We start from the raw sequence: 16,614 nt of genomic DNA on the forward strand, positions 1-16,614 counted from the left end.
TTTCAACCCTTGAATCTGAACGCCAGCAGATTGACCGCGTAGGCTGCCACCAGCCCCGTGATGGCGGCCAGCGGCGGCAACTTGTATTGAACCAGGATCATGATCAGCCCTCCGAGGACCACGATCCACTTGAGAATCATGCCGGTCAGCAGATGCGCAAGCGCAATCCCGCCACCGCCAAGCCCGCTGAAGGTTCGCGCCGACATCAGCGCGGTACCCACCGCCACGATCAACGCACCCGCCGCAGCGGCCACGGCCTCTCGACGCCCCCACGCCAGAAAGACCAGACCAGCCAGCAATGCCGCGCCCAACTGCCAAAGCAGCATGCGCAACGCGAGACGACGACCGGAAGCTAGACTATTGAGCACGTGAGGTTTCCGCGCGGCTTCGCACCAGGCAGTTTCAACCGGGCCACGGGCTTTGATTCAATCCCGAGAAGTATATCAGCGCGTCATTTCTTGCGGCAAGCTGGCTGTGCTGCGTCAACGCGCCCCACGCCGCCCTCCGACCCCGCAACACATAAAAAACGGGCCGAACAAGGCGTTCGGCCCGGAGATCATCGCGAGGGGGAGAGACGCGATCGATAAATCAATTACTTCGCGGCAGCCTTCTTGCCGGCAGCCGGAGCGGCCACGGCATCGTTGGCAGCCTGCTGCTGTGCCTGCGCCAACGCGCCCAGCGACTCGGCAGTCTTCTGGCTCACCGCGATGATGTCGCGACCCACGGCAGCGGCCTGCTCGGCATGGTCACGGCTCAGGTTGGCGCCTTTCTCCCACAGGCCGCGCAGGGCCTCGAGATCACGCACTTCGGTCGCCTGCGCGACGAAGTCGGCGGCGCCGCGCGCCTGCTGTTCGAACGCCTTGAGCTGAAGCTCGGTCACCTGTTCCAGGGCCTTCAGGGCCACCGACTGCGCCTTGAACGCGCTATCGGCAAACTGCTTGGCGTAAGCGAAAACCTGGGTATTCAGTTGCTGTGTCATGGCTAGTCCCCCGCAAGGGCGATTGGGTAGTGGGACAAAGCCTAACAAGAGTTTTTGTGCAATGCAATATATTTTTGCTGAACGAACGAATAAATTTTCAAAAACCTTTTATTTCAAGCACGTTACGCGCCGCCCGGAAACTTCCGCGACGCGTCAAAAACTGTCACGCGAACAGCTCGCGCCTGAGGTGCAGGTCTCGTGCACCACCACCTTGTCCAGACCCGGCAGGCGCGGCGCCAGGCGTTGCCAGATCCAGCGCGCCAGCATCTCGCTGGTGGGGTTCTCCAGCCCCTCGATGTCATTGAGATAGTGATGGTCGAGCTGGTCGTACAACGGCGCAAAGGCCGCCTTCACGTCACCGAAGTCCATCACCCAGCCCATCTGCGGGTCCGGCTCGCCGGCCAGGTGGATTTCGATGCGGAACGAATGCCCGTGCAGCCGCGCGCACTTGTGCCCTTCCGGCACGTGAGGCAGGCGATGCGCCGCCTCGATCTGGAAAATCTTGAAGATATGCATGCGCCCATTGTAAGCGGTTGCCGCGCCATGGGCGGCACAGGCGCTCGCCCGCCTACAGCGGTCGTGGTGCCGGGGCGCCCACGCGTTGCGCCAGGTCGGCCAGCACGTTCATGTAATTGATGCAGGCGTCGTAGGGCGATTCAAACGGGCTGAAATACTGGTGCACGTCGCCATCTGCCCAGTGCTTGGTGGACATGTAATAGGCATGGTCGCTGGTGAGCAGGCGACGCCAGTCCTCCAGCACGCGCGCGGCATCGGCCGCATGGCGCGCATGGTGGCGACGAACGAAGGGCTCCAGCGCGAACGCCTCGGCCAGGGCCGCGCGCTGGATCGCGTTGCCGTCCCATGCCGAGGTATCGCGTTCCAGGTCGGCCCAGGACACCGGGCGCGGCAAATCCAGCGTGGCCGCTTCCACCGGCACGCGAGCGGCGGCCTCGGACGGCGTGACGAAACGGAAGCCACCCCGCTTCAGCAATTCGCCCGGCAACGCGCGCATGAAGTCGAAGATGCCGGTATCGGCCCACTGGTGCTCGCCGAAGGTCTCGTAATCCATGAACAGGCCAAGGAAGCCGCGCCCTTCGGCTTCGGCCGGCAGCGCCCCGGCCTCGCCCTGCAGCCAGTCGGCATAGCGCTCCACGCTCAGCGGCCACGCCGCCCACTGGCGGTCGGAAAAACGGAAGGCGATGTCGTCGCTGAGCCGGTAATGCCGCGGCAGCGCGGCCAGCGCCGGCGCGGCGGCAAAGCGATACGGCGCACTAACGTTGCGCCAGCCGAACAAGCCATCGGCGCCTTCCAGGCACAAGCCGGCGAAACCCAGCGCTGCCACCTGTTCGGCCACCGCATTGCTGACGATCAATTCGGTATTGCGGAACACCGGACCGGGCGCGCCCAGCAGGCGCCGGCACACGGCGCGATGGTGGCGTACCTGCGCGGCGAACTCGCGCGGACTGTAGAGCGCGGCAAGGCTGTGATGCGAGGTTTCCGACAGCAACTCCACCGCACCGGTGGCGAGCAACCGGCGAAACGAAACCAGCACCTCCGGCGCGAACGCGGCCATCTGCTCCAGCGCGGTGGCACTGATCGAGAAACTCACCCGGAAATGCGGCTGGTGCTTCCGGATCAACTCCAGCAACAACGCATTCATCGGCAGATAGCACTTCTGCGCCACGCGCCGCAGGATCTCGGCGTTGACCTGGTCGTCGAAGTAATCGTGCTGGTGCCCGACCTCGCGGAACGGGTAGCGCCGCAGCCGCCACGGCTGGTGCACCTGGAAATAGAAACACAGGTCCAGGCTCATCTCGCGGCAGCACCGGCAACATCGAGACCGGCGACGCTGGCGTAGGCGTCGACGATGCGCTGCGCCGATTCGTCCCACGACAACCGCGCCAGTTGCGCCCGCCCCTCTTCCACCAGTTGCCGCGCCAGCACCGGCAGACGCAGCACGGCCAGAATCTGGTCAGCCAGTTTTTCGTGGTCCCAGAAATCCACCTGCAGGCTGTGTCCCAGTACCTCGCGTACCCCGGACTGCCGTGACAGGACCACCGGCGTGCCCGCGCGCAACGCTTCCAGCGCCACCAGTCCGAACGGCTCGGACACGCTGGGCATCACCAGCAGGCTCGATTGCGCCAGCAAGCGATCCACCGCACCCGGGGTGAGAAAGCCGCGGAACTCCACGCGCTCGGCAATGCCCAGCGCCTGCGCCTGTTGCTTCAGCGCATCGAGCATGTCGCCGCTGCCGCAGATCAGGAAGCGCGCAGCGGGATCGAGTTGCGCCACCTCGGCCGCAGCGCGCAGAAAGTGATCCGGCCCCTTCTGGAAGGTGAGACGACCGAGGAACACCACCCACGGCTGCCGCGCGCCCGATTCGGGTGCGGTCGCCGGTGGCAACTCGTCCGCATCGGGTGCGTTGTAGACCACGCTGACCTTGGCCGGATCGATGCCGTAGCGCGAAACCAGGATGCCGCGCGTATAGTCGCTCACCGCGAACACGTGGCTGGCGCGCTCGCAGGCCATGCGCTCGATCGCCACGATGCCCGGATTCGCGCCATCGCCGCTGCGGTCGTATTCGGTGGAATGCACGTGCAGGAACAGCGGCAGCTGGTGGCGATCGGCCACGGCGATCGCCGCCGGGAACGTCATCCAGTCGTGCGCATGAACCAGATCGACCCCGGCCCGATCGGACACTGCCGCTACCCGTTCGGCGAAGCGCGCCACCTCGCGCCCCAGGTCGCTGCCGTACAGCGCCGCGGCATCGCCCGGCGTGCCGGCGCCCACGCCGCGCACCGGTTCGGCGGACGGGCGCGCATACGGTTGCAACTGCGCCGCCACGCCGAGCCAGCGTGGCCGACGCTTGCCTTCCGCCACGCGCGGGTTGCCGCCGTGCTCAAGCAGCCATTCGCGTGCACCGCTGACCTGCAGCCGCGCACCCTCGCTGCGCGACGCGAAGCGCGGCAGCACGAACAGCACCTCGGCGCCGAGGTCGGCCAGTCCACAGGCAATGCCCTGGCTGGCCTTGCCCAGTCCACCGACGAAACGTGGCGGGTATTCCCAGCCAAGCATCAGCACGCGCACGGGATCGCTACGGGTCACCGCATGTCTCCAAGGACCGAGCGCAGACTCTGCCTTGGCCTTCTCTCCCCGACGGGGAGAAGGAGAAAAGCGCGTACCTCGAACATCGTCGTCACGCGTCCGGCAACTGCGCCGCCGCGGCACGGTCCAGCCACCATTCGTAATCGCCGGCGTGCGGCGCCACGTACTGGATCGGCCACACGTCGGGCTGATACGCGCCGCCGAATACATCCGCCAGTATCCCGGCCTTGCCCGCGCCGTCGGCCAGCAACCATACCGCGGCGGCGGCATTGATCAGCGGCCGGGTGAAGGTGAGCCGCCATTCGTGCTGGCTTTCCACGTACTGCGCGCAGACCAGTCGCTCGCTTTCGCGCAGGCAGGCGCAACCGGGAAACAGCGACGCGGTGTGGCCGTTGTCGCCGATGCCGAGCAGGATCAGGTCGAAGCGCGGCTGCTCGCGACGAAACGCGGCTCGCAGCACCTGTTCGTACGCCAATGCGGCCCGTGCCGGATCATCCTCGCCGTGCAGGCGATGCACGTTCGCGGCCGGGATCGGCAGTTTCGACAACAGCGCTTCGTTCGCCATGCGGTAGTTGCTGCGCGGCGAATCCGGCGGCACGCAGCGCTCGTCGCCAAAGAACACGTCCACGCGCGACCAGTCCACCGCATCGCGCAGCGACGCCGTCGCCAGCAATTCATACAACGGCTTCGGCGTCCCGCCGCCGGCCAGCGCCACGCTGAAGCGACCATGCGCGTCCATCGCCGCCTGCGCCCGCGCCACGAACGCGGCGGCAGCAGCCTGGATCATCGCCTCGGCGTCGGCATGGATCTGCAGACGGGGAGCGGAAGAAAGTCGGGAAATCATGCGTACGGATTCCGTTCGTCCATGGAAAGGGTAGAGATCAATCGTTGCCGCCCGATGTCGCCAACGGCAGCAGCAGGAGCGGCCAGTCGCGGCCTTCCCAGCCACGCTCGCCGAGGAAGCGGCGGGTGAATTCCAGCGTGCGCTGCGCGCCCAGCTTCGCCACGTCCAGACGCACGCCGTGCAGACCGAAGCCGAGCGGCTCACTGACGTGGTCGTCGACATGCTTCCAGCCGTCGCGCCCCAGATGCAGCACGAACGGCGATGCCGCTTCGACCAGCAGGACGCCGCTGCGGTTCACCGTGCGACACGGTGCCTGTTCGCGCCAGTGGGTGACGGCCGGCACACGCGGCGTGCGATAGCGATCGACCACCGCGCGCAGGCGTTCCACCGGTTGGCCACGATGGATCGCCGCGACCAGCTTGATCAGCTCGGCGTGCGCCCACACCAGTGGCATTGCACTGCCACTGGGCCGTCCGGGGTTGAGGCCCCGCTCGGGAATCGGCGTGGTATCCCACACCTGCTCGGGCAGCATGCCGCCTTCGCTGGCCGAAGCCAGCATCGCGGCGAGATACGGTTGCGGGTCCTCGCCCGCCAGCAGCGCCTGATGGCCGCGTTCGCCACTGAGCAAGGGCCACGCGCGACCCACACCGGTGCCATCGAAGGCGCTGCCGTCCTCGTGCTCGCCGTAGCCGTCCTCGTTGTAGCGGCGGTAATACGGGCCGGCCGGCAGGTCGACGCGCAACTCGGCATCGATCAACCTGGTGGTGTCGCGAATGCGCGGATCGTCCGCCGCACGCAGGCCGAGGCGGGCCAGGTAGAGGTATTCCAGGCCAAGCAGGTTCTGCGCGGACACGCGCTCGCGGCCTCGGTTGCGCAGCGCCACTTCGCCATCCTGTGCGGTCTGCCCCGGTGGCGCGATGCGCACGTAGTGGCCGCGCGTGCCGTGGGTGCGATCCAGCTCGGTGTCGCGCGCATACACCCACGATTCGACGCGCGCGTTCCAGTCGTCGGCCAGCGACAACGCGTGCGTGGCATCGGCCTTTTCAAGAAATCCGTGTGCGGCGCCGGCGACCAGCGCGGCGATCGCCACACCGAGGGTGAACGGGTTGATGCCGGCGTTTTCTTCCCAGCGATCCTGCGGGCTGAATGGACCGGTGCGCGCCACGAAGCGCAGCGCACGACGCGCCATGGTCGTGGCTTGCGGACGCAGGTCGCCCAGCTCGCCGTACTCGTCCAGCCGCGCCGCCAGCAACACCGGCAACGCGGCTTCGTCCAGTTGCACGCCGCCCCAGTAAGGGCGGCCGTCGGTGTAGAAGTTCTGCAGCCAGTGGCCGTCCGGCTGCTGGGTGGCAATCAGGTAGGCGAGCATCGCGCGGGCTTCGTCGTGATGCTCGCAGGCCAGCATGGCGAAACCGGACTCGACCGCATCGCGTGGCCACACCAAGTGGTAGCCGCCCGGATCGTCGCGGGTGTCGCCCCACGGCACGCTGAGGCTGGCCACCATCGCACCGGGGAAATCGCGATCGTTGTGGGTCTTCAGCACCATCGCGGCGCGGCGCACGGCCTGCTGCAGGGAGGGTTCCAGTCCCTCGCACTTGAGATGCCCGGCCCAGCGCTGCCAGCCTTCGACAAACGGCGCGCGCGCCGCCTCGAAGCCGCAGGCCAGCGAGGACAGCGCCAGTGTCTGCGCGCCTTCCACGGTGTTGGCCAAACCCAGCGCGAGCACGCCTGCATTGCCGGCCAGCTCGCCCATCAGCGCCACGTTGCCGTTCGGCGCGCTGTCGTAATGCCAGGTCATCGCGCCGTGGTCGTGGAAATCCCGCCAACCGTCGGAGCTGCCCACGTAGCCGGCGCTGGCGCGAGTGAAACCGCAGTCCGCCGCCAGCATCAGCGCGGTACCGCCTTTCATCGCGGCCAGGCCTTGCGGCGTCACCTGCGCAGTGTTGTCGTGACCGGAGCCTTCCAGGTGCGGCGCCAGCAACGCGTACAGCTTCAGACCCTTGCCTTCAAGGCGATAGCGCAGCAGCACCACGTCGCGCAGCGGATCGGCCAGCACTTCCAGCTCCAGCCGGTAACGCTCGTGCTGGTGCACGATCTTCGGCAGCGGCACGTCGGGTGCCGGCGTGGTCAACTCGTAATGGCTTTCGCGCTTCACCTCGGACCAGAAACCGTCGCCGGCGACGATGAAGCCGAGATCGCGGATCTGCGGCGTGCTGCACGAGGGCCAGTACACCTCGTCGAGGATGCCGTGGCCCAGGGTGTACCAGACGCGGCTCGGGCCCAGCGCGGTGCCGACGATGTCCTTGTCGCTGCTCGCCCAGGTCGGCGACAGTCCCGGCCCGCCCGGCGCGTTCACGCGTCGTCTCCGTCCGCGATGGCCACCGGCCGCCAGTGCTGACCCGGGTCAAGCAGTCGATCCTGCGTGGATGGACCATCGGAACCGGCGGCGTAGAAATCCGGCGCACCTTTCTGCCAGCGCTTCAGCACCGGTTCGAGCAGGCGCCAGGCCCATTCCACCTCGTCGAAGCGCAGGAAGTGCGAACGGTCGCCCTCGATCGCATCCATCAGCAACTGCTCATACGCGGAAAACTCGTTCTCGCCGGCCTTGACGTAAGGCGCGCTGAGCGTGACCTGATGGCCGTCCAGTTCCAGCCCGGGAAGCTTGGCATTGGCGATCAAGTCCATGCCCTGCTCCGGCTTCATGCGGAACACCATCCAGTTGTTCTCGGCCTTCACGCCGCCGGGCAGCGGGCCGGGCACGTCGCGGAACTGCACCGCGATCTCCGAACAGTTGCTGGCCAGTCGCTTGCCGCTGCGCAGGTAGAACGGCACGCCCTGCCAGCGCCAGTTGTCGATTTCCAGTCGCAGCGCGGCGAAGGTTTCGGTGTTCGAGCCTTTCGGGATACCGGGCTCGCTGCGATAGCCGGCCAGCTTCTTGCGCCCGGCCTTGCCGGCGCGGTACTGACCACGCACGGCGTGCTTGTCCACGTTGCGCGCGGTGATCGGCTTGACCGAGCGCAGCACTTCCACCTTGTGGTCGCGCAACACGTCGGCGTCCCAGCATGACAGCGGCTCGATCGCGGCCAGGCTGAACAACTGCATCAGGTGGTTCTGCAGCATGTCGCGCAAGGCGCCGGCGTGGTCGTAATAGCCGGCGCGCTTTTCCACGCCCAGCGTTTCGGCGTAGGTGATCTGCACCTGGGCGATGTGCTGCGCGTTCCACACCGGCTCCAGGAAGCGGTTGGCGAAGCGGAACACCATCAGGTTCTGGGTGGCTTCCTTGCCGAGGAAATGGTCGATGCGCAGGATCTGGTTCTCTTCCCAGTGCGTGTGCATCTGCGCGCGCAACTGCTTGGCCGAGGCCAGGTCGGTGCCGAACGGCTTTTCCACTACCAGCCGGCGCCAACCACCACGTGGCGCCGTGGCCAGACCGGCTTCGCCCAGCGCCTGCGAGGCGGGACCGAACAGCGGCGGCGGCAGCGCCATGTAGAACAGCGTGGAGGGCGTGAGCTTGTCCTTGATCTTGCCCAGGTCATCCGGCTCGAGCTGGCCGCCGACGTAGTCCAGCTGCTTGCTGAAACGCTTCCACTGGGCTTCGGTGTAATCCGGCGCGAACGACTTCAGCGCCTTGTGGATGTGGTTCTCGAAGCGCTCGCGGCTCCAGTTCTCCATCGCGTAGCCGAGGATGCGCAGGTCCTTGGTGAGACCGAGCCGATGCAACCGGTACAACGCCGGCATCAGCAGACGCTGGGTAAGGTCGCCGGTGGCGCCGAGGATGACCAGGGTGGTGTCGCTCATCGCTTGCTCCTTGGAAAAAATGCCGGCATCGCCGGATCGGCGCGCCTGGCATGCAAGCGCGCCTGCTCGAATCGAACACCGGGTGCCCGCACGCAGGCCTGGCACCCCGTCGCCGAATGGACGGCTAGCTGCCCTTGGCGGCCTTCTCGTCGTGACCACCGAAGGCATGGCGCATGGCCGACATCACCTGGTCGGCGAACATGTCGTTGCCGCGCGAGGCGAAACGACCGAACAATGCCGCGGTCAGCACCGGTGCGGGCACGCCTTCCTCGATCGCCGCCAGCGCGGTCCAGCGACCTTCGCCGGAATCGGATACGCGACCGGCGTAATGCTTGAGCGTCGGGTCCTTGTTCATCTCGATCGCGGTGAGGTCGAGCAGCCACGAACCGATCACGCTGCCGCGACGCCATACCTCGACCACGTCGTGCAGCGGCAGGTCGTACTGGTAACGATCGGGATGCTCCAGCGGCGACGTCTCGGCATCCACCTCCTGCTTTTCACGCCCCACATTGGCGTGGTGCAGGATGTTCAGGCCCTCGGCATAAGCGGCCATCAAGCCGTACTCGATGCCGTTGTGGACCATCTTCACGAAGTGGCCGGCACCGTTCGGGCCACAGTAGAGATAACCCTGCTCGGCCGGTCCGGGCTTGCCCATGCGACCGGGCGAACGCGGCGCGGTATCCACGCCCGGCGCCAAGGCAGCGAACGCCGGCTGCAGATGCTTGTAGGCCGTCTCGGGGCCGCCGATCATCTGGCAATAACCGCGCTCGCGACCCCACACGCCACCGCTGACACCGACGTCCACGTAGTGGATGTTCTTTTCGCCAAGCCGCTTGGCGCGACGCAGGTCTTCCACGTAATGCGAGTTGCCGCCGTCGATCACCATGTCGCCGGCTTCGAGCAGCGGCACCAGCGTATCGAGTACCGTGTCGACCACGGCGGTCGGCAGCATCAGCCACACTGCACGCGGGCTGGACAGCTTGCCGACCATCGCCTCCAGCGAGTCGGCGGCTTCCGCGCCGACCTTGGCCACGGCCTCGCGTGCCTCGGCCTTGGTGTCGAACGCCACGCACTGCACGCCGGTATCCTGCATCCGGTGCACCATGTTCAGGCCCATCCGGCCGAGGCCGACGAAACCCAGTTGCAGGCCGTGGCCCGAATCCTTCGATGTCGTGCTCATGTCACGTTCTCCCACAGTCGGAAACCGCCGATGAAAGCGTTGGCGTTGTCGCCGCGGCGTACGCCATCAGGCAGCTTGTTGAGGTGTTTCACATTGCCGCCGCCGAGTACCACGTAGTCGGGCTCCAGCGCGGCGCGCAAGGCGTCGATTTCCTCGAGTACGTGCGCGTGCCACTTCTTGCCGTGGCGTTCGCGTGCCTGCTCGCTGACGTAGTACTCGTAGGTGTGCTTCTTGTACGGCATGTGCGCCAGCTCCATCGGCTCGAGCTGGCCATCGGCGATCATCGCCGAACCCAGGCCGGTGCCCAGGCCGAGGAACAGCATGCGGCCGCCCTCGTAACTGCCCAGTGCCTGCATCGCGGCGTCGTTGACCAGCTTCACCGGGCAACCGAAAGCCTTGGCAAAATCGAAGCCGACCCAGCCCTGGCCCAGGTTGTGCGGCTCGTGCACGATGCGTCCATGCACCACCGGGGCGGGGAAGCCGATGCTGACCGCGTCGTACTTCCAGCCGCGCAGGCGTTTGCGCAGGGCGGCCATCATCTGGTCCGGCGTCATCTGCGGGCCGGAATCGATCTTCACTTCCTGCTTCTTGCCGGTGAGCAGAGCCTTGACGTGGGTACCGCCCACGTCGAGCACCAGCACGCGGCGCCCCTGCGGCGCCGGCTCGCTGGCGGCCTTGCGGCGCGCCTTGCGGTACCAGCGGATCGCGGCATTGGTCGACGCGTCGTGGGCCAGCGACTTGCGCGGTGCCTCGATCTCGCCGGCCACGCGCACGGCCAGCTGCTTGCCCAGTTCCACGCCCCACTGGTCGAACGCATTGATGTCCCAGATCGCCGCCTGGGTGAACACGCTGTGCTCGTACAACGCGACCAGCGCGCCCAGTGCGGCCGGCGTGAGCCGTTCGGCCAGCAACAGGCTGGAGGGACGGTTGCCTTCGAACACCTTGTGCGGCGCCAGCTGCGCCGATGCGCCCTCGGCCTTCACCTGCTTCAGCGTCTTGCCCATCGCCAGCGCCTCGGCCTGCGCGATGACGTTGGCCAGCAGCAGGTCATGATGGCGACCGAGCGGATTCAACGCCTCGCCAAACGCCACGAAATCGCACGGGATCAGGTGCGTGCCCTGGTGGATCAGCTGATAGAACGAGTGCTGCCCGTTGGTGCCCGGCTCGCCCCAGAAAATCGGTCCGGTGGCGTAATCCACCGTCTTGCCTTCCAGCGTGACGTGCTTGCCGTTGGACTCCATGGTCAACTGCTGCAGGTAGGCCGGGAAGCGCTTGAGGTACTGCTCGTAAGGCAGCACCGCCACCGTGGCGGCGTCGAAGAAATCGGCGTACCACACGCTGAGCAGGCCCATGATCGCGGGCAGGTTGCGCTCCAGCGGGGTGGTGCGGAAATGCGTGTCCATCGCGTGGAAGCCGGCCAGCATTTCGCCGAAGGCTTCCGCACCGATGGCGATCATGGTGGACAGGCCGATCGCGGAATCCATCGAATAGCGGCCGCCGACCCAGTCCCAGAAACCGAACATTTGCGCACTGGGAATGCCGAACTCGTTGACCGCCTCTTCGTTGGTGGACAGCGCCAGGAAATGCCGGCCCACCGCCTTCTTGTCCTTGCCCGCCGCGGCCTGCAACCAGTCACGCGCGGTGTGCGCGTTGGTCATGGTTTCCAGCGTGGTGAAGGTCTTGGAGGCGACGATGAACAGCGTTTCCTCCGGGCGCAGACCATGTACGGCCTCGGCGAAATCGGTGCCGTCCACATTCGAGACGAAGCGCAATTGCAGGCCGCGGTCGGTGTAGTGGCGCAGCGCCTCGTAAGCCATCACCGGGCCCAGGTCGGAGCCACCGATGCCGATGTTGACGATGTTGCGGATCGGCCGTCCGCTGTAGCCCTTCCATTCGCCCGCGCGGATCTTCGTGGCGCAATCGGCCATGCGCTTGAGCACCGCCTGCACTTCCGGCACCACGTTCACGCCATCGACCAGGATCACGCTGTCGGCCGGCGCGCGCAGCGCCGTGTGCAGCACCGCGCGGTGTTCGGTGGAGTTGATCTTCTCGCCGGCGAACATGGCGTCTCGCCGCGCCTCCACCCCACGCTCGCGAGCCAACGCAAACAACCGCTTCAGCGTTTCATCGGTGATGCGATGCTTGGAGTAGTCCAGCCGCCAGCCGGCGGCCTCGGCGGTGAAGCGCTCCGCGCGGGTCTCGTCCTTGGCGAACATATCGCGCAGGTGCAGTTTCTGTACTGACTTGTGGTGCGTCTCCAGCGCCTTCCAGGCCGGGCTCTCGCGCAATGTGCTCATGCAGCCTTCTCCATGCGTTGACGGATCGTGTCGAGCAGGTCGTTCCACGATTTCACGAACGACGCGGCACCTTCGTCCTGCAGCGTTTCGGCCAGTGGGTCGACCTCCAGCCCGCGCTCGGCGAAGCTGGCTTGCACCGCTCGGGCGGCGCTGTCATCGGCACTCATCAGTGCGCCGGGCTGGCCATGGTCGACCACCGCCAGCAAGGTCTTCTCGGGAATCGTGTTGACGGTGAATGGCGCAGCCAGGCTGTCCACGTACAAGGTGTCGCTGGCGGCCGGGTCCTTGGTGCCGGTGCTGGCCCACAGCAGACGCTGCGGTCGCGCGCCCTCGTTCATCAGGCGCTGCATGCGCGGCGAGGCAAGCACGTCGCGGTAGCGGGCATAGATGCTGCCAGCCACGGCCAGGCCGAGCTGGTTGTGCATTTCCTCGGGGACGGCCTTGGCCACCTTCACATCCCAGCGGCTGATGAAAACCGAGGCCACCGAGGCCACGTCCAGCGACAGGCCTTCCGCCAGCCGCCGCTCCAGGCCTTTCATGTAGGCATCGGCCACTGCCTGGTACTGCTTCGGCGAGAACAGCAGGGTGACGTTGATCGGCACGCCGCGGTAGATAAGCTCCTCGATCGCGCCCGCGCCGGCGGTGGTACCCGGCACCTTGATATAGAGATTGGCGATACCCGCGCGCTCGTGCAGCGCCACGGCCTGCTCGATGGTATGCGCGGTGTCGTCGGCCAGCAGCGGCGAGACTTCCAGCGAGACCCAGCCATCCACGCCGGAGGTGCGTTGGTGGATTGGCTCGAACACCTTCGCCGCGTTGCGCAGGTCGTCGATCGCCAGATCGAAGAACACCGCCTCGGGATCGGTGCTGGCATCGGCGCGAATGGCCGCGTCGTAGTCGTCGCCGCCCTTGATGGCGTGCTCGAAGATGGTGGGGTTGGAGGTGAGTCCGGTGACCGCACAGCGATCACGGTAATCCTCCAGCGTGCCGGCGCGGAGCAGGCCGCGCGTGATGTTGTCCAGCCAGAGGCTCTGGCCGAGCCCGTTCAGTGTGCGGGCCGAATCATGCATTGCGAAACTCCTTGGTTTGCCTGGTGAGGCGAAGACTCGGGTGGTCGGCCTCGCCGACGTCGGCAGGATCTTCGCGGAATGGGGGAACATGCAGGGGGATCTGCATTCGCCCTAGGGTAGGCCGCACGGACCGGCCATCGCAAGGCAATTTGGGCGCCGGAAGACCGCCTTGCAGCGCCATTTCGACGTATGATCTTGCGAACGGGGGCGGACGCAGGGGGCTGTCCACGTCCCTCATCGATCGCATGTCTGTCGTCATCGGCGGAACCTTAGCTTCGCCGACGTCAATCCCGAATGAAGCAGGTCGCCGTCACCTTGCGCGATGAGCGCGAACCGGAAGGCCCGACCCGCTGTCGAAAGCAGGACATACCGCTCACCGGCAGCGATTGGGGTATAGCATATTGGGCATGGGTCCCATGGATCGTCTTGCCGGGGAGCAAGTGATCAAGGCGTCCGGACCGCACGTACGGTTCGAGCGGCGACAAGGGTCCCCAAGGGGGAAGAATGCAAAAGGATGCGTGGGCGAACGCCTGGTTCCGACATATCGCTGTAGCCGTGGCCTTTGCCGCCGGCACCTCGTTGTTTCGCGCGATGATCATTCCGCACTGGGTGCTGCTGTGCGGGTTCCATCTGAGCGTATTGCTGCTGGTGCGCTATCGCTACTGGCCGGCGTTGCTGGTGGGTGAGGCGGCGTCGCTGGCGCATCTTAGTTATGCGCACGCACCCCAGCTCGGAATGACATGGGCGATCCTCAACCTCAAGCCGTCCATCTTGCTTCTAATGCCAGTCGCTTACCTCTGCCGCGAAAAATGGCGTCTTTTCCCGACCAGGGACACAGTCAACATGGGGACGCTACTAGCCGGCTCGTTACTGGCCGCCTGCGTCATGCCCCTCAACAACTTGCTTTTGTTACTGGTATCCAAGCTACCGCCTGGCTACGGCCCAATCCATTATGGTCAAGTCCTGTCGCACTGGGTCTTGGGGGACTATCTAGGCATCTTGACCGTCATGCCCCTCGTGCTGGCCGTGAACCAATCGGCGCGGCGGTATGGCTGGCATGCCCTGCCAATCAAGACCATCGAAAGCCGCCTCGTACTGGAAGGTACGTTCCTGCTGATCCCGGCGATGCTGCTGTTGATCTGGGCCGGCCACGCGATTCCCCAGGCTCGTGAAATCGCCCAGATGGCGATGTTCATGCCGATGGTCTGGCTGGCCTTGCGCCATGGCTGGATGGGCGCGGCCATCGGCGGCACCGCGGCCAGCTTCGCGGTAATCGCGCTGATGCCGGCACGCAGCGATGTGAGCACGCTGCAGGCCGAAGTGGTGATCGCCTTCGCCGTCACGGCCATGCTGCTGATGGGTGCGCGGATCGCCTCGCTCAACCAGCGGGCGGACAAGGAGCGCAGCGATCTGCGCCTGGCCCTGGCCCTGGCCCAACGCAACGTGCACATGGGCGAGATGCAATTGCGGGTGACCGCGCAGGTGCTGGACCAGATCCGTGAAACCGTCCATTCCGGTTACGCCATGATGATGGGCCGGTTGAAGACGCTGCAGCCGGCCATCAACGATCGCAGCTACCGCCTGCAGGCGCTGATTGCGCAGGACCAGCTCTACCGCCTGGCCGACAGCCTGTATCCCACCGCGTTGCGCGAGCATGGCCTGCCGGCCACGCTGAACGAAGGCGCCCTGTCACGCGTATTGAATGACAGCGGGATTACCTACCGCTCCGAGATCCAGGGCCCGCTAAGCGAGCTGTCTGCAGCCATCCACCTGGCCATCTACCGCATCACCTGCGAAGCCGTGGCCGACGCCTGTATCCGCCGGGATATCAGCGCGATTACCGTACTGGTGCGCTGCGGCCGCAGCCAGGGGCGCGCCTGGGTGATGATCCGCATCGACTGCCACACGCAGCCGCAACAGGCCGAGCAGGTCCGCTGGAACGAGTTGATTCCGAAGGTGGTGCTGCGCACCACCAGCGGCCTGGGTCGACAGGCCATCGAGGATCGGGCCGCCACGTTCGAGGGCAAGGCGCGCGAACGTGCCCTGCCCGACGGTCGCAGGATCAGCGTGATCCTGTTCGACCCGATCCTGCCCGGCGGCAAGTAACTCCGCCGGACGAGACCACAAGGCGACTACAGCAAGAACTGTTAACGAATGCCCTGTGTGGCACATACGATGGGATCGCAATATCCACCACCACCCGTATCTACCGCCTTCAGCATCACCGTCCCATTGCTCATCGGCGTGGCCGTGATTTGCGTGGTGGTGTCCTTGTAAACCGTGGTTGGCGCCGCCGCCGGTGCTGCCGCAGCGACAGCCTGGGTGTTGGCCGCCGGCTGCTGCGGCGTCGACACCAGCTGCGAGAAGGCACCTATCGGCAGCGTGATGAACTGGCCGTTGGCCGTACCAATCGCACCGAGCACATTGCCATTGAGATCATTCACCTGGATGTACTTCACACCGCCCAAGGTGAATACATAGGCATGCCAGTGCGGGCTGGCACTCACGTCCGCCGCATTCGGCCATGCCTGGCCAAGGCCGCTGGAGGGCGGATTGGCAGCCATCGCCACCCCCGTCGCTCCAATCATGGACAAGCCGACAACCGCGGCCACGCGAAACAGGATCTTCGACATGATCAATCCCCTTTATCCATTGATGGTAGTGGCGCCCCATGGGGGCTGACACGCAACATCCCGCCGACAAATGATGATGTGACAAGCATTTGCCGTCTCAAGACACGCAGGCCGATGACACGCCCCGCCGCCCGATAATGCGCGTTTTATCCCGCCGCGTCTCGCCTGGCAACCCCGATGGGGTTGGAACGGCATCTCCTTTCCGCCCCGCAGGCGCCTGTCTACCCAAGGAACCGAGCCACTCGCCCCGCTCGACGAATAACGCCGCTGCACCCTGGCTTGTCCCGGAACGGCCTGCCCTTGCGGCAGGCCGTTCACGTTTCCGCTTTTACAGTGCGAACAGGCCGAGGAACTGCTGGATCGGCATGGCATCCAGCTTGGCCGGGTCACGGGTGGCCGCCAGGATGGCCTGGACCTGGTGCGCCGGCAAGTGGCCGCGCATGGCCGCCTCGAACTTCTTCAGCAGCACCGGAATGCCTTCGGCGCGACGCTTGCGGTGGCCGATCGGGTAATCGATCGAAACCTTCTCGCTATGGCTGCCGTCCTTGTAGAACACCTGCACCGAGTTGCCGATGTAGCGCTTGTCCGGGTCGAAATAGTCCTTGGTGAACTGCGGGTTCTCGACCACGCTCATCTTGTCGCGCAGCGCGTCGATGCGCGGATCGGCGGCGATGTCGTCGTTGTAGTCGCTGGCCACCAGCCGGCCGA

The 16,614-nt window shown here is 65.9% G+C and carries 13 protein-coding genes and 1 pseudogene; 1 reads left to right on the plus strand and 13 read right to left on the minus strand.

From position 1 onward, the window contains the following. Positions 1-2: 2 nt before the first annotated feature. From AB7849_RS16075 to tal, 11 genes are all read right to left on the minus strand, one after another. Positions 3-368 (minus strand): hypothetical protein, encoded by a 366-nt coding sequence (locus AB7849_RS16075; RefSeq protein ID WP_147626178.1) that lies wholly within the window; start codon positions 366-368, stop codon positions 3-5. Between the two features lie 224 nt (positions 369-592). Beyond that, positions 593-979, minus strand: a complete 387-nt coding sequence (locus tag AB7849_RS16080) for a phasin family protein (RefSeq protein ID WP_008216914.1) — start codon at positions 977-979, stop codon at positions 593-595. Between the two features lie 153 nt (positions 980-1,132). Next, complete coding sequence (gene queD / locus AB7849_RS16085; protein ID WP_008216913.1) at positions 1,133-1,495, minus strand: 6-carboxytetrahydropterin synthase QueD; 363 nt, start codon at positions 1,493-1,495, stop codon at positions 1,133-1,135. Positions 1,496-1,547: 52 nt separating this feature from the next. Continuing rightward, a complete protein-coding gene (locus tag AB7849_RS16090; RefSeq protein WP_008216912.1) occupies positions 1,548-2,792 on the minus strand; it encodes a glycoside hydrolase family 57 protein in 1,245 nt (414 codons plus the stop codon). After that, on the minus strand, positions 2,789-4,084 hold the full coding sequence (locus AB7849_RS16095; RefSeq protein ID WP_369501389.1) for a glycosyltransferase family 4 protein: 1,296 nt from the start codon (positions 4,082-4,084) through the stop codon (positions 2,789-2,791). Before AB7849_RS16095 ends, AB7849_RS16090 begins: the two co-directional genes overlap by 4 nt. Before the next feature lie 91 nt (positions 4,085-4,175). Continuing rightward, on the minus strand, positions 4,176-4,928 hold the full coding sequence (gene pgl, locus AB7849_RS16100; protein ID WP_008215859.1) for a 6-phosphogluconolactonase: 753 nt from the start codon (positions 4,926-4,928) through the stop codon (positions 4,176-4,178). Positions 4,929-4,965: 37 nt separating this feature from the next. Beyond that, complete coding sequence (locus AB7849_RS16105; protein WP_008215857.1) at positions 4,966-7,284, minus strand: glycoside hydrolase family 15 protein; 2,319 nt, start codon at positions 7,282-7,284, stop codon at positions 4,966-4,968. Next, a complete protein-coding gene (gene zwf / locus AB7849_RS16110) occupies positions 7,281-8,726 on the minus strand; it encodes a glucose-6-phosphate dehydrogenase (protein ID WP_008215855.1) in 1,446 nt (481 codons plus the stop codon). The genes AB7849_RS16105 and zwf overlap by 4 nt, the downstream gene beginning before the upstream one ends. 124 nt (positions 8,727-8,850) lie before the next feature. Then, a complete protein-coding gene (gene gnd / locus AB7849_RS16115; protein ID WP_192810854.1) occupies positions 8,851-9,873 on the minus strand; it encodes a phosphogluconate dehydrogenase (NAD(+)-dependent, decarboxylating) in 1,023 nt (340 codons plus the stop codon). Between the two features lie 29 nt (positions 9,874-9,902). Beyond that, a complete protein-coding gene (pgi, locus tag AB7849_RS16120) occupies positions 9,903-12,203 on the minus strand; it encodes a glucose-6-phosphate isomerase (protein WP_369501390.1) in 2,301 nt (766 codons plus the stop codon). Beyond that, positions 12,200-13,273, minus strand: a complete 1,074-nt coding sequence (tal, locus tag AB7849_RS16125; RefSeq protein ID WP_008215849.1) for a transaldolase — start codon at positions 13,271-13,273, stop codon at positions 12,200-12,202. Before tal ends, pgi begins: the two co-directional genes overlap by 4 nt. Positions 13,274-13,777: 504 nt before the next feature. Here tal and AB7849_RS16130 point away from each other — a divergent pair. Beyond that, complete coding sequence (locus tag AB7849_RS16130; protein WP_008215846.1) at positions 13,778-15,379, plus strand: MASE1 domain-containing protein; 1,602 nt, start codon at positions 13,778-13,780, stop codon at positions 15,377-15,379. A gap of 41 nt (positions 15,380-15,420) precedes the next feature. On the opposite strand, the gene AB7849_RS16135 is transcribed toward AB7849_RS16130, so the two are convergent. Together AB7849_RS16135 and prpD are read right to left on the minus strand one after the other, a co-directional pair. After that, a complete protein-coding gene (locus AB7849_RS16135; protein ID WP_192810853.1) occupies positions 15,421-15,906 on the minus strand; it encodes a hypothetical protein in 486 nt (161 codons plus the stop codon). A gap of 328 nt (positions 15,907-16,234) precedes the next feature. Then, positions 16,235-16,614, minus strand: a pseudogene (prpD, locus tag AB7849_RS16140) (2-methylcitrate dehydratase); the annotation flags it as partial.

This window comes from Rhodanobacter sp. FW021-MT20, assembly GCF_041107475.1.
GTDB classification, from domain to species: domain Bacteria; phylum Pseudomonadota; class Gammaproteobacteria; order Xanthomonadales; family Rhodanobacteraceae; genus Rhodanobacter_A; species Rhodanobacter_A glycinis.